Source organism: Pantoea sp. X-Soil-TKNS-1207, from assembly GCF_059730485.1.
Genome location: NZ_AP035958.1, coordinates 504,972 through 528,314, shown reverse-complemented (window position 1 = coordinate 528,314; position 23,343 = coordinate 504,972). Strand labels below are relative to the sequence as shown.

The 23,343-nt window shown below is 55.0% G+C and carries 21 protein-coding genes and 1 tRNA gene; 11 read left to right on the top strand and 11 right to left on the bottom strand.

The window, feature by feature from the left end:
• Positions 1 to 130 precede the first annotated feature (130 nt).
• The gene (epmA, locus tag AC6I8V_RS02330; RefSeq protein WP_497844340.1) at positions 131 to 1,108 is read right to left on the bottom strand and encodes an elongation factor P--(R)-beta-lysine ligase; all 978 of its coding nucleotides are present in this window, start codon (positions 1,106 to 1,108) and stop codon (positions 131 to 133) included.
• A 127-nt stretch (positions 1,109 to 1,235) separates the two neighbouring features.
• Here epmA and AC6I8V_RS02325 point away from each other — a divergent pair, with 127 nt between their 5' ends.
• The gene (locus tag AC6I8V_RS02325; protein WP_497844339.1) at positions 1,236 to 1,760 is read left to right on the top strand and encodes a lipocalin family protein; all 525 of its coding nucleotides are present in this window, start codon (positions 1,236 to 1,238) and stop codon (positions 1,758 to 1,760) included.
• 43 nt (positions 1,761 to 1,803) lie between these two features.
• On the opposite strand, the gene AC6I8V_RS02320 is transcribed toward AC6I8V_RS02325, so the two are convergent.
• The 3 genes from AC6I8V_RS02320 to efp form a co-directional block, all read right to left on the bottom strand.
• Positions 1,804 to 1,938 (bottom strand): entericidin A/B family lipoprotein, encoded by a 135-nt coding sequence (locus AC6I8V_RS02320; protein ID WP_497844338.1) that lies wholly within the window; start codon positions 1,936 to 1,938, stop codon positions 1,804 to 1,806.
• Between the two features lie 103 nt (positions 1,939 to 2,041).
• A complete protein-coding gene (locus AC6I8V_RS02315) occupies positions 2,042 to 2,173 on the bottom strand; it encodes an entericidin A/B family lipoprotein (RefSeq protein ID WP_497844337.1) in 132 nt (43 codons plus the stop codon).
• Between the two features lie 54 nt (positions 2,174 to 2,227).
• Entirely contained in the window at positions 2,228 to 2,794 is a 567-nt protein-coding gene (efp, locus tag AC6I8V_RS02310) for an elongation factor P (RefSeq protein WP_084872120.1), read from the bottom strand.
• A 41-nt stretch (positions 2,795 to 2,835) separates the two neighbouring features.
• On the opposite strand from efp, the gene epmB reads away from it, so the two are divergent.
• Positions 2,836 to 3,864, top strand: coding sequence for an EF-P beta-lysylation protein EpmB (gene epmB, locus AC6I8V_RS02305; RefSeq protein WP_497844336.1), 1,029 nt, complete (start codon positions 2,836 to 2,838; stop codon positions 3,862 to 3,864).
• Positions 3,865 to 3,906: 42 nt separating this feature from the next.
• Here the strand turns inward: epmB and AC6I8V_RS02300 are convergent, their stop codons facing one another.
• From AC6I8V_RS02300 to AC6I8V_RS02285, 4 genes are all read right to left on the bottom strand, one after another.
• On the bottom strand, positions 3,907 to 4,254 hold the full coding sequence (locus AC6I8V_RS02300) for a DUF4156 domain-containing protein (protein WP_497844335.1): 348 nt from the start codon (positions 4,252 to 4,254) through the stop codon (positions 3,907 to 3,909).
• Between the two features lie 195 nt (positions 4,255 to 4,449).
• The gene (groL, locus tag AC6I8V_RS02295) at positions 4,450 to 6,099 is read right to left on the bottom strand and encodes a chaperonin GroEL (RefSeq protein ID WP_497844334.1); all 1,650 of its coding nucleotides are present in this window, start codon (positions 6,097 to 6,099) and stop codon (positions 4,450 to 4,452) included.
• 35 nt (positions 6,100 to 6,134) lie between these two features.
• Complete coding sequence (locus AC6I8V_RS02290) at positions 6,135 to 6,428, bottom strand: co-chaperone GroES (RefSeq protein ID WP_497844333.1); 294 nt, start codon at positions 6,426 to 6,428, stop codon at positions 6,135 to 6,137.
• A gap of 189 nt (positions 6,429 to 6,617) precedes the next feature.
• Positions 6,618 to 7,073, bottom strand: a complete 456-nt coding sequence (locus AC6I8V_RS02285) for an FxsA family protein (RefSeq protein ID WP_497844332.1) — start codon at positions 7,071 to 7,073, stop codon at positions 6,618 to 6,620.
• A 385-nt stretch (positions 7,074 to 7,458) separates the two neighbouring features.
• On the opposite strand from AC6I8V_RS02285, the gene aspA reads away from it, so the two are divergent.
• From aspA to AC6I8V_RS02255, 6 genes are all read left to right on the top strand, one after another.
• Positions 7,459 to 8,895 (top strand): aspartate ammonia-lyase, encoded by a 1,437-nt coding sequence (aspA, locus tag AC6I8V_RS02280; RefSeq protein WP_497844331.1) that lies wholly within the window; start codon positions 7,459 to 7,461, stop codon positions 8,893 to 8,895.
• 120 nt (positions 8,896 to 9,015) lie between these two features.
• Complete coding sequence (locus AC6I8V_RS02275) at positions 9,016 to 10,317, top strand: anaerobic C4-dicarboxylate transporter (RefSeq protein WP_497844330.1); 1,302 nt, start codon at positions 9,016 to 9,018, stop codon at positions 10,315 to 10,317.
• A 73-nt stretch (positions 10,318 to 10,390) separates the two neighbouring features.
• The gene (gene cutA / locus AC6I8V_RS02270; protein WP_497844329.1) at positions 10,391 to 10,714 is read left to right on the top strand and encodes a divalent cation tolerance protein CutA; all 324 of its coding nucleotides are present in this window, start codon (positions 10,391 to 10,393) and stop codon (positions 10,712 to 10,714) included.
• Complete coding sequence (locus AC6I8V_RS02265; RefSeq protein ID WP_497844328.1) at positions 10,690 to 12,390, top strand: protein-disulfide reductase DsbD; 1,701 nt, start codon at positions 10,690 to 10,692, stop codon at positions 12,388 to 12,390. The genes cutA and AC6I8V_RS02265 overlap by 25 nt, the downstream gene beginning before the upstream one ends.
• A 66-nt stretch (positions 12,391 to 12,456) precedes the next feature.
• Complete coding sequence (gene dicD, locus AC6I8V_RS02260) at positions 12,457 to 13,035, top strand: division control transcriptional repressor DicD (protein ID WP_497844327.1); 579 nt, start codon at positions 12,457 to 12,459, stop codon at positions 13,033 to 13,035.
• Between the two features lie 108 nt (positions 13,036 to 13,143).
• A tRNA-Phe gene (locus AC6I8V_RS02255) sits at positions 13,144 to 13,219 on the top strand.
• A 49-nt stretch (positions 13,220 to 13,268) separates the two neighbouring features.
• Here the strand turns inward: AC6I8V_RS02255 and AC6I8V_RS02250 are convergent.
• Positions 13,269 to 15,191 (bottom strand): hypothetical protein, encoded by a 1,923-nt coding sequence (locus tag AC6I8V_RS02250; RefSeq protein WP_497844326.1) that lies wholly within the window; start codon positions 15,189 to 15,191, stop codon positions 13,269 to 13,271.
• 222 nt (positions 15,192 to 15,413) lie between these two features.
• Positions 15,414 to 15,668, bottom strand: a complete 255-nt coding sequence (locus AC6I8V_RS02245; RefSeq protein ID WP_497845744.1) for a helix-turn-helix domain-containing protein — start codon at positions 15,666 to 15,668, stop codon at positions 15,414 to 15,416.
• 760 nt (positions 15,669 to 16,428) lie between these two features.
• Here AC6I8V_RS02245 and AC6I8V_RS02240 point away from each other — a divergent pair.
• Both AC6I8V_RS02240 and AC6I8V_RS02235 read left to right on the top strand, forming a co-directional pair.
• Complete coding sequence (locus AC6I8V_RS02240; protein ID WP_497844325.1) at positions 16,429 to 18,078, top strand: hypothetical protein; 1,650 nt, start codon at positions 16,429 to 16,431, stop codon at positions 18,076 to 18,078.
• A gap of 81 nt (positions 18,079 to 18,159) precedes the next feature.
• The gene (locus AC6I8V_RS02235; RefSeq protein WP_497844324.1) at positions 18,160 to 19,449 is read left to right on the top strand and encodes a hypothetical protein; all 1,290 of its coding nucleotides are present in this window, start codon (positions 18,160 to 18,162) and stop codon (positions 19,447 to 19,449) included.
• A 385-nt stretch (positions 19,450 to 19,834) separates the two neighbouring features.
• On the opposite strand, the gene kup is transcribed toward AC6I8V_RS02235, so the two are convergent.
• Positions 19,835 to 21,700 carry a low affinity potassium transporter Kup gene (gene kup / locus AC6I8V_RS02230; RefSeq protein ID WP_497844323.1) on the bottom strand — a complete coding sequence of 622 codons (1,866 nt, stop codon included), beginning with the start codon at positions 21,698 to 21,700 and terminating at the stop codon, positions 19,835 to 19,837.
• Positions 21,701 to 21,928: 228 nt separating this feature from the next.
• Between kup and AC6I8V_RS02225 the strand changes: the two genes are divergently transcribed.
• Complete coding sequence (locus AC6I8V_RS02225; protein ID WP_497844322.1) at positions 21,929 to 23,338, top strand: alpha,alpha-trehalose-phosphate synthase (UDP-forming); 1,410 nt, start codon at positions 21,929 to 21,931, stop codon at positions 23,336 to 23,338.
• Positions 23,339 to 23,343 lie beyond the last annotated feature (5 nt).

The following is a 23,343-nucleotide window of genomic DNA, read 5'->3' as shown; positions in this document are numbered from 1 at the left end:
TTCTAATTCCCTAAATAATTCAGGCTGCCGGAAGGCGGCAAGGGTGAAAATCCCCAGCCGCTTACTCAGGTAAGTGACTGGGGTGAGCGGCCACAGCCAACGCACCTGCCGCCTGAAGTATGACGGGGATTCAGCTGCGATCGACCGGGAAGGCGATCACTTCACTCAACGAGCTGGCTTTCAGCGCCAGCATAATCAAGCGATCCACGCCCAGCGCCACGCCAGAACAGGCAGGCATCCCATGCGCCAGCGCATCCAGCAGATTGGTGTCGATAGGATGCTGCGGCAGACCACGCGCCGCACGACGGCGATTGTCCTGCTCAAAACGCTGGCGCTGCTCGCGGCTGTCAGTCAGCTCACGGAAACCGTTCGCCAGCTCCACCCCTTTGTAATAAACCTCAAAACGCTCCGCCACGCGGTGATCTTCGGTGCTGATCTCAGCCAGCGCAGCCTGGCTGGCCGGGAAATGGTAGACGAAGGTCGGTTTATCGATACCGATTTTCGGCTCCACGCCCAGCATAAACAGCAGCTGCAATAAGGTGTCGCGATCGTCTTCATCACGCGCCAGCTCACCATCACCGAGTTTTTCCGCCGCTTCGCGCAGCTGCGCTTTGTCCGCAGATAACGGGTCCAGCTCGAGATGACGGATAAACGCCTGCTGATACGACAGGGACTCCGCGCTGTCGCACTCCAGCACCTGTTGCAGCAAATCGTCGACTTCATTCATCAGACGATACATATCGTAGTGCGGGCGATACCACTCCAGCATGGTGAATTCAGGGTTGTGATGACGCCCCGCTTCTTCATTGCGGAAACTGCGACCCAGCTGATAAATCGGGCCGCTGCCAGCCGCCAGCAGGCGCTTCATATGGTATTCCGGGCTGGTCATCAGCCAGAGATCGCGTCCTTCACTGGCGCCGGGGCCAACAAAGCGCGTCTGGAACGGTACCAGATGGATGTCCGTGATGGTCGCCTGGCTCATCGCCGGGGTATCAACCTCCAGCACGCCGCGATCGGCAAAGAAACGTCGAATTTCCGCCATGATAGCGGCACGTTTCAACAAATTGGCAATGGGTGCGCTCGGCTGCCAGCTTGCCGTTTCGCTCATGTTGATGACTCCTTATACAGATAAGGGGTGGAAGTCTACCCGTAATGACGATGGCAAACAACGCGCCTGCAACCTGACGTCGCACGGGTCTATACTTAAGCAGTTAATATCACAAAGGAATCCCACGATGTCACCATGGAAAACCCTGTTTGCCAGCCTCAGCGCCTTTCTCTCCGTAGCCTGTTCCACCACGCCGCCGAAAAATGTCACGGTGGTCACAGGTTTCGACAGCCAGCGCTATCTCGGCCAGTGGTATGAAATCGCCCGGCTGGATCATCGTTTTGAACGCGGTCTGGAGCAGGTCACCGCCAGCTACAGCCCGCGCGAAGATGGCGGTCTGAAAGTGGTCAATCGCGGTTTCAATGCGCAAAAGCAGCAGTGGCAGGAAAGTACAGGTAAAGCCTTCTTTACCGGCGACCCGCAGCGCGCGGCGCTCAAAGTCTCGTTCTTTGGCCCCTTCTATGGCGGCTATAACGTTATTGCATTGGATAAAGAGTATCGCTGGGCGCTGGTGTGCGGTCCGAATCGTCATTATCTGTGGATTCTGTCGCGCACGCCGCAACTGGATGAAAGCATCAAACAGCAGCTGGTGCAGCAGGCCCGTCAGGCAGGGTTTCCAGTGGAGGAGTTAATCTGGGTAAAACAGGGATAGAGGGAAAATCCGGTACGAAACCGCGTTTCGCACCGGTTGGACATTACTCCGCGCTGCGCTGAATCGCCTTGCCGCCAGCCTGAACATCTTCTCCGACACCACGGGTGGTGTTACAGGCAGAAAGCAGAGAGGAAAGCAGCAGTACCGAGAAAATCGCGACAATACTTTTCTTTAACATAACAATATCCTTTTTGGTTGCAGTAAAAGTACAGCCTCTAAAGCATAGCTGTTATATGCAACGCTGCGGCGTGGAGCCGCGCAAAAAGGAAATGTCCTGGCGATTACTTAGCGGCGTGTGAAATCGCGCCACCCAGATGGGAGACATCTTCACCGAAGCCGTGAAAAGTGTTGCAGGCACTTAATGCCGAAGAGACCAGCAACGCAAAGGCGACGAATTTTGCCAACTTTTTCATTATTCTGAACTCACTTAGAAAAAAGGCGCATCGAAGATGCGCCTGATGTGACGATTATTTTACGCGAGAAACGTATTCGCCAGAGCGGGTGTCCACTTTAACTACTTCGCCAATCTGCACGAACAACGGCACTTTAACCACAGCGCCGGTTGCCAGCGTGGCTGGCTTACCGCCAGTACCTGCGGTATCACCCTTCAGGCCCGGATCGGTTTCAATCACTTCAGCTTCGATAAAGTTCGGCGGCTGAACGGCAATGGCTTTGTTGTTCCACAGGGTAACGATACAATCCGCGTTGTCCTGCAGCCACTTCTGCACGTCTTCCAGCACCTTGGATTCAACCTGATACTGCTCAAAGCTTTCCGGGTGCATGAAGTAGAAGAAGTCACCGTCGTTGTAGGAGTACTGCAACGTCATATCAACCACGTCTGCGCCTTCGGCAGAGTCAGTTGATTTGAAGGTTTTCTCAACGCGAGAACCGGTCAGCAGACGACGCATTTTTACGCGTGCGAATGCCTGGCCTTTACCCGGCTTAACGAACTCACTGGATTCGATGGAATACGGCTCGCCTTCGAACATGATTTTAAGACCGGAACGAAAATCGTTGCTAAGATAAGTCGCCATAAAGGCCCTCTGTAAATATTGAACTGGTAATAGCCAAAAAAATGGCACACATTGTAACCCTAAATCCCCCTTCCAGAGAAGATTGGTTGCAGCAACTTGCTGATGTTGTCACCGATCCTGCTGAATTACTGCAACTTTTAGCTCTCGATCGCCATCCGGAATTGGCCGAAGGCACTGAGGCGCGGCGACTTTTTGCCTTGCGCGTCCCCCGATCGTTCATTCAACGCATGAAAATCGGCGATGCGCAGGACCCGCTGCTGTTGCAGGTGTTAACCAGCCGTCAGGAATTCAATGATGCGCCAGGTTACAGCACCGACCCGCTTGATGAGCAAAGCAGCGTGGTGCCGGGTTTACTGCATAAGTATAGAAACCGCGCGCTGTTGTTGGTAAAAGGCGGCTGTGCGGTTAACTGCCGCTACTGCTTCCGCCGCCATTTTCCGTATCAGGATAATCAGGGGAATAAACGCAACTGGCAGGCCGCCATCGACTATATTGCCGCCCATCCGGAGCTGGATGAGATTATCTTCTCGGGTGGCGATCCGCTGATGGCGAAGGATCACGAGCTGGCCTGGCTGGTTGCGGCGCTGGAGAGAATCCCGCATCTGAAGCGTCTGCGCATTCACAGCCGGTTACCGGTGGTGATCCCGGCACGCATCACCGAAGGCTTGTGCCAGCTGCTGTCCAACACGCGTTTGCAGGTGCTGATGGTGAGCCATATCAACCACGCGCAGGAGATCGATGATGAACTGCGCTACGGGATGCAGATGCTGAAACGAGCGGGCGTCACGCTGCTCAATCAGAGCGTGCTGCTGCGCGGCGTTAATGATAATGCCCACCAGCTGGCCGATCTCAGCAATGCGCTGTTTGATGCCGGCATTCTGCCGTATTACCTGCATGTGCTGGATAAGGTGCAGGGCGCGGCGCATTTCTTCGTGCCGGACGATGAAGCGCGGGCGCTGATGCGTGAATTGCTGACCCTGGTATCGGGTTACATGGTGCCGAAGCTGGCACGCGAAATCGGCGGGGAGCCGAGCAAAACGCCGCTGGATTTACAGCTGCGGCAGGAATAAAAATGGCCGCTGATCGGCGGCCATCTTTGTGTATCTATGCCGTTATGGGCATTTGTATACCTGGCCGCTCATTTTGCTGTCGAGCGGGGCAAACGCAGACAGCAGATTCTGCGTTGGGCTGGTGGCGCCATAGATGGTGTTGCCACCCATTTCCGCCGCGCGGTTGCGCAGGTCGTTAGCTGCGCCACGCAGTGAACTGCCCTCACCGCCTGAACCGCTCAGCCAGTTACTCTGTGAACCCGTGACATTTCCCAGAAGCTGGCATTGGCTGCCCGGTTGCTGATCGACGAAAGTCACGCGCTCGCCGCTGGCGCTCAATTGGGTTGAGCTGCTGCAGCCCGCCAGCAGTAAACTACCGACTGCCAGTCCGAGCAAGAGGTTAATCCGCATTGTAATCCCCATTTATTATCATCAGTGTCGGGCGGCAGCGTAGCAGAAAAGCGCACTTTTTTTCTGAACATTCATTGCCCTAAACCCGGAAAGCCGAAGTATTGCGCCCTTACTTATACCCTTTCGCCAGCAAAAGAAAAACCCCTGACCGTTGCCGATCAGGGGTTCTCAGATGACTTAAGCAGCCAACGGCAATTACATCATGCCGCCCATACCGCCCATGCCACCCATACCGCCAGCGCCGCCGCCTAAATCAGGTGCGTCGCCTTTCGGCAGGTCGGTCACCATGCACTCGGTGGTGATCATCAGGCCAGCCACAGAAGCCGCGTACTGCAGGGCAGAACGGGTTACTTTGGTCGGATCCAGAATACCGAAGTCGATCATGTTGCCGTATTCTTCAGTCTGCGCGTTGTAACCGTAGTTACCGTCGCCCGCTTTCACGTTGTTGGCAACCACAGACGGTTCTTCACCGGCGTTAGAAACGATCTGACGCAGCGGAGCTTCCATCGCGCGCAGCGCAACTTTGATACCGACGTTCTGATCTTCGTTCACGCCTTTCAGGTCAACCAGCTGTGCCGCAACGCGTACCAGCGCCACGCCACCACCTGCAACCACGCCTTCTTCAACCGCAGCACGGGTTGCGTGCAGGGCATCTTCAACGCGAGCTTTCTTCTCTTTCATTTCAACTTCAGTTGCTGCGCCCACTTTCAGTACGGCTACGCCGCCTGCCAGTTTCGCTACGCGCTCCTGCAGTTTTTCTTTGTCGTAGTCAGACGTGGCTTCTTCAGCCTGCTGGCGAATCTGCGCTACGCGACCGGTAATCGCCGCTTCATCACCCACACCGTCGATGATGGTGGTGGTGTCTTTGTTGATGACTACGCGTTTTGCCTGGCCCAGATCTTCCAGCGCTGCTTTTTCCAGCTCCATACCGATCTCTTCAGAGATAACGGTACCGCCAGTCAGGATAGCGATATCCTGCAGCATGGCTTTACGACGGTCGCCGAAGCCCGGCGCTTTCACAGCGGCAACTTTCACGATACCGCGCATGGTGTTCACCACCAGCGTAGCCAGCGCTTCGCCTTCCACGTCTTCAGCGATGATCAGCAGCGGTTTGCCAGCTTTGGCAACGGCTTCCAGCACCGGCAGCATTTCGCGGATGTTAGAGATTTTTTTGTCAGCCAGCAGAATGAACGGGCTTTCCAGTTCAATCGCACCGGTTTCCGGTTTGTTGATGAAGTACGGAGACAGGTAACCGCGGTCGAACTGCATACCTTCAACCACGTCCAGTTCGTCTTGCAGACCGGTACCTTCTTCAACGGTGATAACGCCTTCTTTACCCACTTTTTCCATCGCCTGAGCGATCAGGGTACCGACGCTTTCATCGGAGTTGGCAGAAATGGTACCAACCTGAGCAATAGCTTTAGAGTCAGAGCATGGCACTGACAGCGCTTTCAGCTGTTCAACAGCAGCGATAACCGCTTTGTCGATACCGCGCTTCAGGTCCATCGGGTTCATGCCAGCGGCAACAGCTTTCAGGCCTTCGTTAACGATGGACTGAGCCAGTACTGTTGCAGTGGTGGTGCCGTCGCCTGCTGCGTCGTTCGCTTTAGAGGCAACTTCTTTCACCATCTGTGCACCCATGTTTTCGAACTTGTCTTCCAGCTCGATTTCACGCGCTACAGAAACACCATCTTTAGTGATGGTCGGTGCACCAAAAGATTTATCCAGAACCACGTTACGGCCTTTCGGGCCCAGGGTAACTTTTACTGCATCTGCCAGTACGTTCACGCCACGCAGCATTTTTACGCGTGCGTCATTACCGAATTTTACGTCTTTAGCTGCCATTTCAAATATCCCTTAAATTCGTTTCGTTCAGTGAATTACGCTTCAACAATCGCCAGAATGTCGCTTTCAGAGATGATCAGCACTTCTTCGTTATCGATTTTCTCGGTTTTCGCGCCATAACCTTCGTTGAAAATCACCAGATCACCCACTTTCACGTCCAGCGGCTTCACGTCGCCACTTTCCAGGATGCGGCCATTGCCGACAGCCAGAACTTCACCGCGAGTTGACTTGCCTGCTGCGGAGCCGGTCAGAACGATGCCGCCAGCTGATTTAGCTTCAACTTCTTTACGCTTGACGATAACGCGATCGTGCAACGGACGAATTTTCATTTGATAGCTCTCCTTTGAGAAGTCCAATCATTCATTTTGGGTTGAACGCCGGGCTGCATGGCTTCCGGCCTCGTGGTGGAAGAGATTAGGGCTAATAAAGAGCGTTTCAAGGGGGAAATCAGAAAAAATTTTCGTTTCTGTAACAGATGGCGAAAAAGGCAGCAAAAAGGCGGCTTACGCCGCCTTGTATTAATGCTGATCTTTGTCGTGACCGATACGATCGCTCTCTTTGCGCTCGTATTCACCGTCAACGGTGAAACCGCTGTCCGGGCCAGCGCCGGGGCCACGCCACACGCGCAGGTGCGGCATCAGCTTCAGCGTCAGATGCTTCTGCACCGGCGGCAACAGTAGCAGCAGGCCGAGGAAATCGGTGAAAAAGCCGGGCAACAGCAGCAGGAAGCCGGAAATGATCAGCGAAACACTTTTGACCATCTCCGCCGCCGGGCTTTCGTTACGCGCCAGCTTCTCCTGCATCAGCATAAAGTTTTTCACACCCTGATTTTTCACCAGCGACACACCGATACAGGAGGTGAAAATCACCAGCAGCATGGTGAGCAGGACGCCCATCACATGCGCAACCTGGATGAAAAGCGTGATCTCAATCCAGGCCAGAACAAAAAAAATCACAAACGGTAACCAGCGCACCGATATCTCCTGTGAGTTGAGGCTGCTTCGCTTCATGCCAGGCAGCAGAATGGGATGACCCGAGAGGCCGTAAAGAAAGAGATGGGCATTTAGACCGGCGATTTCAACCGATCCTGCCAAATTTTTCCGGGTGAGCTAAAATTGTGACAAGCATCACATATCGTTATTACCGGTACGGCAGCAATTACCCGTAAAGTGATCTGTGCACAGGCTTTTCTGTAATGACAGAATATGATCGTGCTCGCCAGACCGAAGATGGATAAAATGTCGGCGCTGGTATTCCACGACAATATAATTGCATCACCTGCACGTGACTCGTCGCCCGTCTCTGATCGCCTCAGAATGCGCCCGACAGCCACTCAGCAGCAATAATAAGAAGGTAATCATGGCGAACAACATTCGTATCGAAGAAGACCTGTTAGGCATGCGTGAAGTTCCGGCAGACGCCTACTACGGTGTTCATACTCTGCGTGCGATTGAGAACTTCTATATTAGTAACAGTAAAATCAGCGACATACCCGAATTCGTTCGCGGTATGGTGATGGTGAAGAAAGCAGCCGCGCTCGCCAACAAAGAGCTGCAAACCATTCCGCGCAATATCGCTAACACCATTATTCAGGCCTGCGATGAAGTACTGAACAATGGCAAATGCATGGATCAATTCCCGGTTGACGTCTATCAGGGCGGCGCGGGCACCTCAGTCAACATGAACACCAATGAAGTGCTGGCAAATATCGGCCTTGAGCTGATGGGCCATCACAAAGGTGAATACCAGTATCTCAATCCTAACGATCATGTGAATAAGTGTCAGTCCACCAACGACGCTTACCCCACCGGCTTCCGTATTGCAGTTTACACCTCCATCCTGAAACTGATCGACGCCATCAACCAACTGGGCGAAGGCTTCCAGCGTAAAGCGGTGGAATTCGAAAACATCCTGAAAATGGGCCGTACCCAGTTGCAGGACGCAGTACCGATGACTCTCGGCCAGGAGTTCCACGCGTTTAACGTGCTGCTGAACGAAGAGACGCGCAGCATTCTGCGCACCGCTGAACTGTTGCTGGAAGTGAACCTGGGCGCCACCGCCATCGGTACGCGTCTCAACACTCCGGATGGCTATCAGCAGCTGGCCGTGCAGCGCCTGGCGGAAGTCAGCAACCTGCCGGTCGTCCCGGCGGAAGATCTGATTGAAGCCACCTCTGACTGCGGCGCTTACGTGATGGTGCACTCCTCGCTGAAACGTCTGGCGGTGAAGCTGTCGAAAATCTGTAATGACCTGCGTCTGCTCTCCTCCGGCCCGCGCGCTGGCCTGAATGAAATCAACCTGCCTGAATTGCAGGCTGGTTCGTCCATCATGCCTGCCAAGGTGAACCCGGTGGTGCCAGAGGTCGTGAACCAGGTGTGCTTCAAAGTGATCGGTAACGACATCACCGTCACCATGGCCGCCGAGTCCGGTCAGTTGCAGCTCAACGTCATGGAGCCGGTTATCGGCCAGGCGCTGTTTGAATCCATCAGCATCCTGACCAACGCCTGCTACAACCTGCTGGAGAAATGCATCAACGGCATCACCGCCAACAAAGCGGTGTGTGAAGCCTATGTCTTCAACTCCATCGGCATCGTCACTTACCTCAACCCGTACATTGGCCACCACAACGGTGACATCGTCGGGAAAATCTGTGCCGAAACCGGGAAAAGCGTCCGTGAAGTGGTGCTGGAACGTGGCCTGCTAACCGAAGCTGAGCTGGATGATATTTTCTCCATTCAGAACCTGATGTTCCCGGCCTACAAAGCCAAACGCTACACCGACGAAAACGAACAGTAATACGTTTTCAGATCACGTTGTGGAAAGCACGCCCGTATAAAATGCGGGCGTGCTTTTTTCGTTTTGGCGACTACAACTAAATAACCGCTGGGTGCAGCGTACTTCAGGGAGTGAAAACAAATGGTGGTGGTGGAGTTAGCGATCGTTCTGCTGGCGATCTGGCTGGGTGCGCGTCTCGGCGGCATCGGCATTGGTTTCGCGGGCGGGCTAGGGGTGCTGGTGCTGACGCTGTTTTGCGGCATGAAACCGGGCGCGATTCCCTTTGATGTGATTGAAATCATCATGGCGGTGATCGCAGCGATTGCTGCTATGCAGGTCGCGGGCGGCATGGATTATCTGGTCAGTCTGGCTGAGCGTCTGCTGCGCCGCCATCCACGTTACGTCACCTTCCTTGCGCCGCTGGTTACCTATGTTATGACGTTGCTGGCTGGCACCGGCCACACCGCGTTTTCCACCCTGCCGGTGATTGCAGAAGTTGCGAAAGAACAGGGCGTGCGCCCTTCGCGTCCCCTCTCCATCGCCGTGGTGGCCTCGCAAATCGCTATCACTGCGTCACCACTCTCGGCCGCCGTGGTGTTCTTCGCCTCGCTGCTGGAACCGCGCGGCGTCAGCTATCTGACGCTGCTGGGCGTGGCGCTGCCGTCGACGATGCTGGCCATCTTCTGCGCCGCCATCGTCACCAACTTCCTCGGTAAAGAACTCCAGGATGATGAGGTTTATCAGGCACGTCTGGCGAAGGGGGAAGTCCGGCTGCGCGGCGCCCAGGTGTTTGACCTTAAACCGGGGGCGAAACGTTCGGTAGGACTGTTCCTGATCGGCATTATCGCCGTGGTGCTGTACGCCACCGCCATCAGCGACAGCGTCGGGCTAATTCCCCATCCGCTGCTGCCACGTAACGAAGCCATCGTGGTCTTTATGCTGACCGTCGCAACGCTAATCAGCCTGACCTGCAAAATCGACACCGGCGAGATCCTCAGCGCCAGTACCTTCAAATCCGGCATGAGCGCCTGTATCTGCGTGATGGGCGTGGCCTGGCTGGGCGATACTTTTGTCAAAGCGCATCTTGACGTTATTGAAGCCGTGGCGGGCGATATGTTGCAAAGCTACCCGTGGCTGCTGGCGCTGGTGCTGTTCTTTGCCGCCACCCTGCTCTACTCCCAGGCAGCAACCACCAAAGCACTGATGCCCGCCGCGCTGCTGCTGGGCGTATCGCCCCATGCGGCAATTGCCTCGTTTGCCGCGGTCTCCGCCCTGTTTGTGCTGCCAACCTATCCCACCCTGCTGGCGGCCGTCGAAATGGACGACACCGGCTCAACGCGCATCGGCAAATATGTGTTTAATCACTCCTTTATTGTGCCCGGCGTGCTGGCCATCGCCTTCTCGGTGCTGTTCGGTTTCCTGTTTGGCAGCCTGATCCTGTAGCGTGGTTACATCCTGTAAACCTTGTGTTAAACAGGCCGTGTTATCATCACCGCTTTCGCCACCGGAGCTTTTCATGAGCATCAATTCTGCGGTGGTCGTGCTTTGCACGGCCCCGGACCAGGCCTGTGCCGAGCAACTGGCCGCTCGCGCGCTCAGCGCCAGACTGGCCGCCTGTGTCACACTGCTGCCGGGCGCGACCTCATTTTATGTCTGGGAAGGCCAGCTGGAGCAGACCAGCGAAGTACAGATGCTGCTCAAGTGCGATACCCAACATCAGCAGGCGCTGATGGATTTACTCAAAGCGGCGCATCCTTATGATGTGCCCGAAATGCTGGCGCTGCCGGTACAACATGGAGACAGTGAATACTTGTCATGGCTGCACGCATCTCTCGCCTGATCGGCATCTGCCTGGCGCTGTTTATCAGCTTGTCAGCTCAGGCCTCAATCTTTTCGCCCAGCAACAACAATCGCTTTGTGCCGGTTGATCAGGCCTTTGGCTTTGATTTCAGCCAGCAGGCCAATCAGCTGAATCTCAACTGGAAAGTGAAATCGGGCTACTACCTGTATCGTCAGCAAATCCACGTCACGCCGCAGAAGGCGCAGATTGCGCCGCTGGCGTTGCCGCAGGGGCAGCCGCATGAGGATGAGTTTTTTGGTAAAAGCGAAATCTATCCGCAGGATTTACAGCTGCCGGTAACGATCCGTCAGGCCAGTGACGGTGCCACCCTGACGGTTACCTATCAGGGCTGCGCCGCCGCCGGTTTCTGCTATCCGCCGGAAACCCGCTCGGTGCCGCTTAACGCCGTCGCCGCTAATCAGGCCGCGCCGGTCAGCACGCAACCGATCCGCCAGAGCACCCCGCTGCCGTTCTCGCCGCTGTGGGCGCTGTTGATTGGTATTGGCGTCGCCTTCACCCCTTGCGTGCTGCCGATGTACCCGCTGATCTCCGGCATTATTCTCGGCGGCCCGCGTCGCTTCTCGCTCGGACGGCTTTTTGCCCTGGCGATGGTTTACGTCCAGGGCATGGCGCTGACCTACACCCTGCTGGGGGTGATTGTTGCCGCCGCCGGTCTGCGCTTCCAGGCGGCATTGCAGCATCCTTACGTGCTAATCGGCCTCTCGGTCGTGTTTACGCTGCTGGCGCTGTCGATGTTTGGCCTGTTCACGCTGCAACTGCCCGGTAGCGTACAAACGCGTTTAGCGCTGTGGAGCAACCGCCAGCAGGGCGGCTCGCTGCCCGGCGTATTTATGATGGGCGCGCTGGCGGGTCTGATCTGCTCGCCCTGCACCACCGCGCCGCTTAGCGCCATCCTGCTGTATATCGCCCAGAGCGGCAATCTGCTGGCCGGGGCGGGCACCTTGTGGCTCTATGCCCTGGGTATGGGCCTGCCGCTGATTGCCGTCACGCTGTTTGGCAATAAACTGCTGCCGAAAAGCGGCCCCTGGATGCAGAGCGTTAAAGAAGGGTTTGGTTTTGTGATCCTGGCGCTGCCGGTGTTCCTGCTGGAGCGCGTCATTGGCGACCTGTGGGGCCTGCGTCTGTGGAGCCTGCTGGGCGTGGCGTTCTTTGCCTGGGCATTCAGCCTGAGCCTGCGTGCGCAGGGTAAATGGCGCATCATGCAGGTTGTGATGCTCGCCGCCGCGCTGGTCTGCGCCCGTCCGTTGCAGGATTGGGCGTTCGGCAGTAGCGGCAGCGCGCAACAAACCGTGGCGCATCTGCCTTTCCAGCCGATTGCCAGCGCGGCACAGCTTGATTCCGCGCTGCAACAGGCGCAGGGGCGCATCACCATGGTCGATCTCTATGCCGACTGGTGTGTCGCCTGTAAAGAGTTTGAGAAATACACCTTTAGCGACACTAAAGTGCGCGACGCCCTGAATCAGGCGCAGCTGTTGCAGGCCAACGTGACCGCTAACGATGCGCAGGACAACGCCCTGTTGCAGCATTTGCAGGTACTGGGTTTGCCAACCATTCTGTTTTTTGATGCGCAGGGCAAAGAGATCCCCGACTCACGCGTTACCGGTTTCCTTAACGCCGACGATTTCCGCGCACATTTGCACAATCTGTCGCGTTAAACGACACTGGAGCTGGACACTGCCCGTTCGCACGCCGGACTGGCCCGCATACCAGAGGAGAGTCACTTGCACCGTGAACAGATACTCGAGCATGCGTTGAATGTGCTCGAACAGCGCGGCCTTGCCGCGACCACCTCATTGCAGCAACTGGCTGGCGAAAGCGATCTGTCGCCGCAGCAGCTGGAACGCTACTGGCCGGATCGCGATGCGCTGCTGTATGACGCGCTGCGTTATCACGGTCAGCAAATTGATAGCTGGCGACGCCAGATTCAGCTCAATGAACACCTCAGCGCCGCCACCAAACTGCTCGCACGTTATGAAGTGCTGGCGGAACACGTCAGCAAGGGGCGCTTCCCCGGTTGCCTGTTTATTGCCGCCTGTAGTTTCTATCCCCAGCCCGATCAACCGATACATCAGTTGGCCGAACAGCAAAAACGCGCCTCCTGGCAATTCACCCATGAGATTCTGGTCGAACTGGCGCTGGATAACCCGACGATGGTCGCCGATCAGCTGGAGTTAATCCTCGAAGGTTGCCTGAGCAGGCTGCTGGTGAAACGTAACCTACAGGATGTCGCGATGGCGCGCCGTCTGGCCGAAGACGTGCTGAGCATTGCGCTGTGTCGCCAGAACGGAGCACTAACCTGACGATTTTGACCGCTCTGACTGAAAAGCAGGCAATCAATCACGTTTCCTCCGGTTTTTTCGCAAAAGCCGTTGACGACCGAAAGCCATTAGGGTTTAATGCGCCCCGTTGCCCGAATAGCTCAGTCGGTAGAGCAGGGGATTGAAAATCCCCGTGTCCCTGGTTCGATTCCGGGTTCGGGCACCAAAATTCAGAAAACCCAGCCTTATGGCTGGGTTTTTGCTTTTCTGCGTCCTTAATTTCCCTTTTGACAAAAGATCGCAGGCGTACAGCCAACCACCGTAACATCACTGTCGCTGGCAACCCACAACAGGTTGCGGTACTGACTTGCCAGCGGATTGATTGACTGGCTGCCATCAAGGGACAGCTCCCCGATTTTTAGCAACTCAGACTGCGCGTTAACTTTCTCTGCCACTTCTTCTGCCCAGGCAAAACGGTCCGTGGTATGAAGCCCACCGATCTCCAGCGGAATTTGCACCCCGCTCTTTTTATGGCGGATCTGAAACACCATTTTTTCCGGCAGCGTCGACAGCTCCTGGGTAAAGAGTCCGGCAGGCAATGCGTGGTCCTCATGGTTGTTCATACGCCATTTCTCGTCAGTCGCCACAGCCGGAAGAAACGCAAGCTGGACAGTAGCGCCCTGCCATTTCTCGCCTTTTGGTAGCCAAAAATGGTTGCGGTACGAACTGGCCAGCGGCGTAATAACACCGTTTTCCATCACACCGGCCTTCAGTGACCCTCCGCTACGGTTAATGGTTTCCGCCAGACGCAACGGCCAGACACCGGCGTCAAGGATGGACGCATCGGCGGCGGGCAACCTCAGCGTGCCGCCGTCCAGGATTTCGTCGTCAGCGGAGATCACTTGCCAGGTGATCTGCCGATGGCTGTCGAGCGGGGTGCCCTGCTCATCCGGCTGCGAGCCGCTAATCGCCAGCCCGGTGTCGTCATATTCGTCACCGATGGCGCCCAGCGGCCAGGCGTAGAGTTCGTTATTCACCGTAAAGTAAAGCGTGTCGCCCTGAATAACCGGGGATGTCAGGCGGGCAAGACGAGGAAGCGGCAGGGTAAACAGCGGGGTGAATGCAGTGCTCTCCGGGGAGAATCGGGCAACGCCGAGGATTTCATTGTCAACGTCCACGCTCCGGAACAACCGATAAACATCGCCGGTAGCCGGGTACTCAACCATTTTTTCCACGAAATGATACTGGTGATGACCCTCTTCGGTTTCCGGAGTGGCGACTTTCGCCACTTCATGCCCGGTCATGGCGTCCAGCGCATAGAGCGTGGAGGATGTTCCGGCATAAACCAGTGGCCTCTTTTGGTGCTGGAACTGAGGCAATAATGCATATCGAATCACGCCGGCTCCGCTCAGTATTTTACTCCAGTTAATGGTGTTTTTACCTTGCCCGGCAAGGACATCGTTGCAGCCAAAAGCCGGAGAAAACGCATTAAAGCCACAAACCAGATTATCTTTAACCGCAATCCCTTCCTGATTTTCAGTCACCGGCGCCGTATTTTCCTCGGACACACTATTGTCATCCGGCAGGAGGCCAATCCTGTACGCCTTATCGCACTCATTCATCTGACAGGAATTGGGCCTGTACTGCCCCTGTAGCAGCAGAAAGTGGTCATCTTTGCTGACTGCCGCATTGCGCCCCCAGACACGAAGATCTTGTGCAAAAACCGTCTGTTTTTCGGCAGGGTTAAGAACCCTAACGCTTGTCAGCGCCATCAAATCGCTTCGATTAATCCAGACAATATGGCGGCTGTCCGCGGGGATCAGCAGCTCGGGCGAATAGTTTTTCCTGAAATGTTCTTCAAAGATCAGTTCACTGCGTTTTTCTTCTGGCTGATGACGCCAGACCTGCGTCAGCTCTTTTTCAAAGTTATTCGTGGTGAGATAAAAAGATCCGTCTGAACCCGACCCGGCATAGAATGGCTCCAGCGTTGTGTCAGACAAAAAAGGGGTAATATGCTTACCGGTATTTAAATCCGCATATCCCGAAGGAGTAATAATATAAACATTGTTTTGCTTTGATTTTTCCAGCCCTAAAATGATTTCCGGGTACGTCTGGACAAGCTGTGGCTCCGCACTTTGCACGCTGCATGTAAATGCCAGCGTAAAAAGAGAAAGGAGAAAATAACCCTTTTTATTCATATCTGGTTCATCCTGATGAAAAATAAACAGAATGAAAATCGTCGCATACCCGCCATGCGAGTTAAATAATTTGCCTGCCAGTAATTTATGAATTAAACATGATCCTGACCAGGATAATATTCCCCAAAAGAAAACCAACCGGATAATCAGAAAACCCAGCCATAAGGCCGGGTTTTTGCTTTCTGGCGCCTCTATTTACAGCGCCACGTTTAAACACCAGACTCAATCGTCTAATACGGCAGGCTCCTGCAGGGGCCTGGGCTTAAACTTTTTTTGCTGATAGCGGCTAGGCCATATCTCTTCCGGCGGCACGCCAATGATGCTGGCAATAATATTCTCTCCCCTCGGCCAGGGCTTATTAAGCGCGTTGCCTAATGTTCCTGACGAGAGGCCGCTCTCCCTTGAAAGGGCGGATAGCGATTTCTTCTTTTTTCTTACTGCAGCGAGGATATCTTCCCTGTGCCAGTCAGTTGAGATATTTTCCAGTTCCATTTGTCTATCTCCGTTCGATTTTTTCAGCAAAGGCTTTGCATCAGTAGCCAGGCTGTTAATTATCTTAACATCCACCTGTTCATCAGATTTCATAATCACCCTCCCCCTTAACAGATTGAGTATGCATAGATGAAAATAAATGAGACAGCAACGTGATGGAAGTGGGTAAAACGCTTCCTGAAATCCTCAGAGTGCCGACATGAAAAGCAACCCCCCCCCCATGCCGATCAGGATAAAATAAAAAAATATTACTATTCATTGAGTTGACAAGAGAATATGACCCATAAGAAAAAATAGTCCATTACCGGATGAATACCGGCAACACCTTATTCTCATAATTTATTCAGCTTAACATCAGACTCTCAACGCTTTCATTTGGACTTCATAGGATCAGATAGCGGCGGATTGGCGAAAATCGAACCATCAACAGCGGTAAACAATATACACTATAACGCACCATCACATTTTTTCTACTTTCGCCACATTTAATGACAGCTTTTTTCTCATACTTCAATGAAGCACATCGGATTAATCATCACAATTAAATCGCCCCACAATAAAAACGTCAGCACCCATCCGCAATAAAAAACACCCCTGATTTTGAGAGCATCATTTAATTATCACAGAAAAATTTATTTTAAATCCCTGCTATTAATGTTGTTGTCAGAAAAATGGTTAAAAAGCTCTCGTTTATTATCACGCCGTTATTTCCCATTAGCGACCCAGCATCAAAAAGGGAATTTTTATGTCTGACAACCACATTGCACCCTATGCCAGACCACTGACGACGCCGCGACCCCAGTCTGTCACTAGCGCGCCTCGTCTGCACATCAGCAATATTATCCCAGCCATGCATCTACCATCATCGCTGAAGCCAGCGGCGGTGGCGCCATCTGCCCCAGCCTTCAGCAACAGCATCGCGACTCTGCACCCGCGAATTCCCCCTGCTGCGCCACATTATGCCCCTCCGCCTGTTTTGCCATCTCCGCCGCGCCTGGGGTCACTGGCCTCTCATCATCAGATATCTTTCGCTCCGCCACCCGCCCTGAAGAGTGATAACCAGGTAAAACGCTTCGTTGCCAGAAAAGACACGACCTTTCCTGCGGCCAATGCCCTTAACCTCACCCAGCTCAGCCTGGAACTGGCAGAACTGGGCAAGGGTGATTATCCGGCGACTTTCCCGCAGCAGGCGTTGCTGGTGTACATGGCAAAACGTCAGGGAAATAACGATACCAACCTGCCGCAGCCGGCAAAAAAAGGCCGTCTGAAACAGCAATCGTCTGAGTCAGCAAATTCCGCAGAGAGCGCCGGCAGTGCCACTGCTCCTCAGAAGGCGGAATCCCGGCCAGAATTTGTGCTGCGTATGATGCAAAACCCTGGGCTGCGCCTGCAGGATATCAGTGCCTGCTCTGGCGTCTCTGAACAGGACCTGCGCTACCGGCCGGAGTATAAAATCCTGTCCCCAAAGGGAGAGGCAGTGAGCAAAAGCCTCGAGCCACAGGGAAAGGATGAATCGGGCGCCGCTTTTGCCCGACGCGTCATTACCGCGAATTCCGACCTGAGCGAGGATGATCTTGCCGTTATAACTCAGCTGGATATCCGGCAGCTGCGCAAGCTGGGAATGACCAAAATGCTAACCATAGCGGCGGCGAAAGCCATGAACCAACGTCGCAAAGGAGCAGATGAAACCCCGCTGGAGTACGCTCGCATCATGCATATCCTGTTTCCCACGCTGACCATCAGTGAGCTGAGCGCCGTCTCAGAAATGGACGAAAACGACCTGTGGCAGCGACCTGAATTTAAAACGCTGTCGCCGCTGGGTGAGGAAGCCATAGCCAGATTGCCGAGGGATGAAGGAGAACTCCCGCTGGCGTGGGCCATCCGTATCTGGACGCAATTCCGACTGCCCTACGCCGATCTTTGCTATATCGCGGGGATGACCGAATCGAATATGCGCGGCAGGTCCGAGTTCAAAGAGCATTCGGACGTCGTTGAGGCGGCTCTGGCGATCACGCCTCGACGCGATAATGAGCGCAATACGGTTTTCGCGGTGCGCCTGAAAGCGGCTCATCCCCACCTGAATTTCCATGAACTCAGCGCTGCCTCAGGAGCAAGCCTCCAGGCGCTGCATCAGGTACCGGCACTGATACCGCTGACAAAAGACGCTGAGGCGGCACGCCTGGAAACCCCCCGAGGGAAAGAAATAGGCGAGGAAGGCGTAGACTGGGCCATACGTCTGCATAAGAAATATAAACACCTGACGATCAGAGAACTCAGCTCCATCACCCTGGTATACCCTTCGACCCTGCGCAGAACCGGGGAACTCAGATCGATCATTGACAGTAAGCAAGCGAAATCAGGCCCACGTCGCAAGCCCCGGCCGCTGAACACATAGCATTCCACCCCATGCAACGACAATGTCAACGCCATTCAGGAGATGGTGAATTTAAGGCACCCCGGAAAGAATGATGTCGCGATGAATTACCTGCGAACTTTGCAGGGAGATAAGTCGCCAGAGGAGTTCGCCGTTTTTCTGCGTCAAACCTTCTCCGCATTACCTCAGGAGAAGATAAAAACGCTGACCGGCTTAAGTAAACAGACGCTGCGTGATTTACCCGCGTTCCTGATACTGTCGCCTGATGGTGAGAAATTAGAGATCAGTATGCCCCGCAATGGCGGGGAGTCCGACGAGAATTACGCCCTCCGCCTGCTTAAGGTGCGCCCCAAACCGTCTTACCGGGATATCAGAATTCTGTCAGGGGTGAGTGAACGGCAGCTGCGTTATCGCTGGGAATATCAGACGCTGTCAGAGGTGGGAGAGCTGGCTGAGAAGACCACTGAGCGTGAGGATAAGGAGAGTTCGAAGGATTTTGCCCTGCGTCTGCAAAGGTGTTTTCCGGGTATTTTATACAGCGACCTCAGCTACCTGGCGAAAGAGGATATGCGGGAACTGCGCAAAATGGGGGTTCCCAAAGAGGCTCCGGTCAGAGACGCACAGAATTTCGTTATACCGACACCCACTGCCAGCAAGCGACGTCGCCCGGCCGCTTCCCCGGCGCCAGATCGACACAATCGGACGCCGTCGCCCGACGCTGAATATAGCGGATGGGTGCCAATCCCCAGCTCCTCAGACGCGTTTTCCCCGATAAATTTCAGCGAGATAAACACGCCTGTCTCCTCCCGACCCGGGACGCCCATTGATTTCAGTATGCTGCTGGAGCCAGAGGCAGCTGGAGAGGTCTCGGTGTGGGTTCCATCAGAACGGGAAATCGACGATATGAGTCGTCTCATGCTGCACCAGCCGGGACGTTTCAACAATCAGCTGTCAGATGATGCACCTGTCATGCTGCTGGCTTCCGGAATACTCCCGGCAAGAACCGTAATTACCATTACCGAGCGGCGGGAAGATGGCAATGATACGCGAATCATACGCTTAGCTCCCGAACCCGAGGAGAACGAGCGCTATATCAACCTTCTTCTGTCGCGTAACAGAAACCTGCCCGCCTCATCCGCCCGCGGTGACGGCGCGGCGCATTTTATTCCGATGGATCCCGCCGCAAGCCCCGATACTATCCGGTCTGATGGAAACTGCTTTTACCAGAGCATTAACCAGATATTAAGGCAGCAAGGCATAACCGGGTTAACTGACGATGACTTACGCAATGCCGTTGCGGGTGCATTTTTAGCTAATCCAGGCCGCTGGCTGGAACGCGTCGACATGGGGACGCTTTTTCAGGAGTTGCAGGAGGCAAGAGGCTGGCAGTAATGCGCCGCGGGATGGTCAGCCAGGTTACAGGATGACCATCCTGTCGGGCAATCAGGGCTGGTTAAAGAAAATCACCATCAGCGCCTGAGACACATAAATAATACAAGCCAGAACGATTTTTGAATACAAACTGCGGTTAGCAAAATGCTTTAAAATCACACACATAATAACAAAAAGTATTTGCAGCATTTCCCGCAGATGTAAAAAGTGTGCTATCGCCATACCATTACCACTCGCTAACCAAAAGGATGATAACTATACCTTGGTTTAGTGGCGACAAAATCGCTATCTGCTGTGGATTTAATAACCGTATAGATAATTTTTTGGCCATGGCGGCGGGGCCAAAGCCCCGGTGACGAGGGGCATTGGGTTGCCCCATCCACCCTTAAAATTCCCTCTGTCCCCCCAGCTCAATCACGCGATTTGGCGGGATCATAAACTGCTCATGCGCACGCAAAGCATTGCGCTGAAAGAAGTGAAAGATCGCCCCTTTCGCCCGCGCCAGCCCTCTGCGTCTCTTCATCACCAGCGTATCGTGCGAGGTAAAAAACGAGGCTTCACTGAGGGTACAACCAAATCCCTCCAGCCCGCAAAGATGCAAAATGTCCTGCATCGAGGGCACCTCATGCCAGCCATACGCCGCCGTGACCTGCCAGAACGAGGGCGAAAGCTGCTGCATACGCAGGCGCTTCTGGTTGTGCACCCGCGGCGTATCCACCGTACGGATATGCAGCAATACCGTGCGGGCGTGCAGCACGCGGTTATGTTTGAGGTTATGCAGCAGCGCCTGCGGAATTTCATACTCTTTGCGCGACAGGAAAATGGCGGTGCCTTCCACCCGCTTAGGCGGAGAGGCTTCCAGTGAGCTAATCATCGCTTTCAGCCCCACGGGATCGTCAGCCAGACGGCGAATCAGCAGGGAGCGCTCGCTGCTCCAGATCCACATCAGCACCAGCATCGTCAGCGCCAGCAACACCGGCACCCAACCGCCGGACAACAGCTTAAGCAGGTTGGCGCTAAATAACGGGATATCGATGGTCAGCATACAGACGAGGAAAACCAGCGCCAGCGGCAGCGGCCATCGCCAGTTTTTACATGCCACCACGCTCGCGAGGCACGCGGTAATCACCATCGTCCCCGTTACCACGATGCCGTACGCCGACGACAGCGCAGAAGATTGTCGGAAGGAGATGATGATCACCGTCACCGCGACAAACAGCAGCCAGTTAACGACCGGAATATAAATCTGCCCGGACTCCGTCGAAGAGGTGTAGACGATACGCACGGGCGGCAGGAATCCCTGACGTATGGCCTGATGCGCCAGGGTATACACGCCAGAAATCACCGCCTGCGCAGCGATAACCGTCGCCATTGTGGCCAGCACGATAAGCGGGATCTGCGCCCAGCCTGGCGCCAGCAGGTAAAAGGGATTGCGCACCGCATCAGGATTTGCCAGCACCAGCGCACCTTGCCCAAAGTAGTTCAGCACCAGCGAAGGCATGGCGATGATCAACCACGCCAGCCGGATCGGCGCTTTTCCCAGGTGCCCCATATCCGCATACAACGCTTCTGCGCCGGTCACAGCCAGCACCACCATGCCCAGAGCCGCGAAGGAGAGCGCCTTATGACCATCGAGAAATTCCAGCGCAAACAGCGGACTCAACGCGTGCAGCACGCTGGGGTTCATCATAATTCCGCGCAGCCCGAGTGCCGCAAGGCTCAGAAACCAGATCAGCATCACCGGACCAAACACCTTGCTGACCCGCTCGGTACCATGTTTTTGGATGACAAACAGCAGCGTGAGGATAATTACGGACAGCGGAACAATCACGCGTTCCAGCGCTGGCGCCACCACCTCAATCCCTTCAATTGCCGACATCACGGAAATGGCAGGGGTAATCACGCCGTCGCCATAAAAAAACGCGCTGCCGATCAGTCCGGCCAGCACAATAAAATGCCCGGCGCGGCCACTGATATGCTGCCGCGCCAGCGACATCAGCGTCAGGATCCCGCCTTCGCCATCATGATCGGCTCGCATAACAAAACAGACGTATTTCACGGTGACGATCAGCGTCAGCGCCCAGAAGATCAGCGAGAGAAAACCCATCACGGCCGCTTTTGTGGTGCCACCGTCGGGCAAAATTGAAAGGCACTCTCTCAACGTATACAACGGGCTGGTGCCGATATCACCAAACACGATGCCCGCCGCTGCCACCATGCCCGCAGGGAGAGACTGTTTTGTTGAAGCCATAAGAGATGCATCCTTTCAGAGGGTTATCACGGACAGCAAATCACCTGCGCGCTGCGGCACGTACCACAGGTCAGATGAGGATATTATAGCTGTTGCCCTCTGCCGTCGTGGCAGAGACTGAAGACCGCATTTTTTCCTGATTTTTATACCCGTCATGGTTTTTTTTACGCCTTTTTTATATGCGGACCGCTTAAATCTAAGGAAACGATCTCACTGGCGGAAAAGGCTATGTCAGGTTTAATTCTGGTTTCGCACAATCTGTCGCGCCCGGCGACCTTATCCGCGCTGTACGACAGCATTCTGTCGCGGCGTGGTGGATTATGGGTTAGCTGGGACGGCACCGCCGGGGAGGCTGCCGCGCAAACGGCGCGCGTTCTGACCTTCCGCAACGGCCACAGATTTGACACCCTCAGCTTCCCGCTGACTCACGATGAAATCGAACAGGGGTTGCACAACTATGTGCATCAGGGGCTGTGGCCGGTGTTTCATCAACGCCCTGACCTGGCGCGTTTTAGTCAGGAGAGCCTGAGCCAGTATCGGAACATCAGCCAGGCCTATGCCAGCGCCATCTGCGAATATGCAATGCCTGATGACGTTATCTGGATTCAGGATTATCACCTCATTCCGAGCGTGAAGCTGCTGCGCGACGCAGGCCTGACCAACCGTATCGGTTTTTTCTTTCATCAACCCTTTCCGGCGGGCCAGGGGTTCTGCGCGATCCCGGACTGGCAGTGGCTGGCGGAATCACTGTGCTGCTGTGACCTGATTGGTTTCCAGACCGTGCAGGATATGAACAATTTCCAGCTGTGGCTCCACAGCGCATTTCGCAGCGAGCGTCTGAGCGCCAGCCGTTGCCGTGTCCACGGACGCATCATCAGCATGGGTGTTTATCCGGTTGGGATCGACCTCGAAGATGCGCACTGCCTGCAAGAGAGCAACAGCTGCCGCTACATGGAACAACAATGCCGCCACACGCTGCCGGAAAACACCATTCTGAGCGGCGGACATCTCGATGACAGCGCCGGGCTGCCCTGGCGCATCAGCGCGCTGGAGGTGCTGATGCGCCGACATCCGGGCTACGCGGGCAACATTATGTTGTTGCAGCTGGCCTCTCCGGCGGCCGGTTACGCGCCGCAAACCGCCGGGCAGAACCCTGCCGAAAGCCTGAGTAACGCCATAAACAGTGCCGACTGGCGCGCCATCAGTTACCTGACAAAATCCTACAGCCGTGAGGAACAGGCGGGAATTTACCGTGCTTCGCGTGTTGCGCTGGTCACGCCGTTGATGGCGGGCATGAGCCTGATGGCGAAGATGTACGTGGCCATGCAGGATCCGACCAATCCCGGTGTGCTGATCCTGTCGCAGTTTTCAGGCGCATCGGAACATATGGATGGGGCGTTGATCGTCAATCCCTACGATCCCGACGACATTGCCGACGCCATTCATACCGCGCTGCGCATCCCGCTCAGCGAACGTCAGAATCGCCATGCCCGGCTGATGAAGGGGATTTACCATCAGGACTGCCACTGGTGGGCCGGGCATTTTTTGCAGGATTTGTGTCATTCCGACGCCGCCGCCGGATCGGCAGCGGGCGGTCTGATGCTTTCTTACGGCGTCAGTGGACGCGCGCGCTATTAATATTT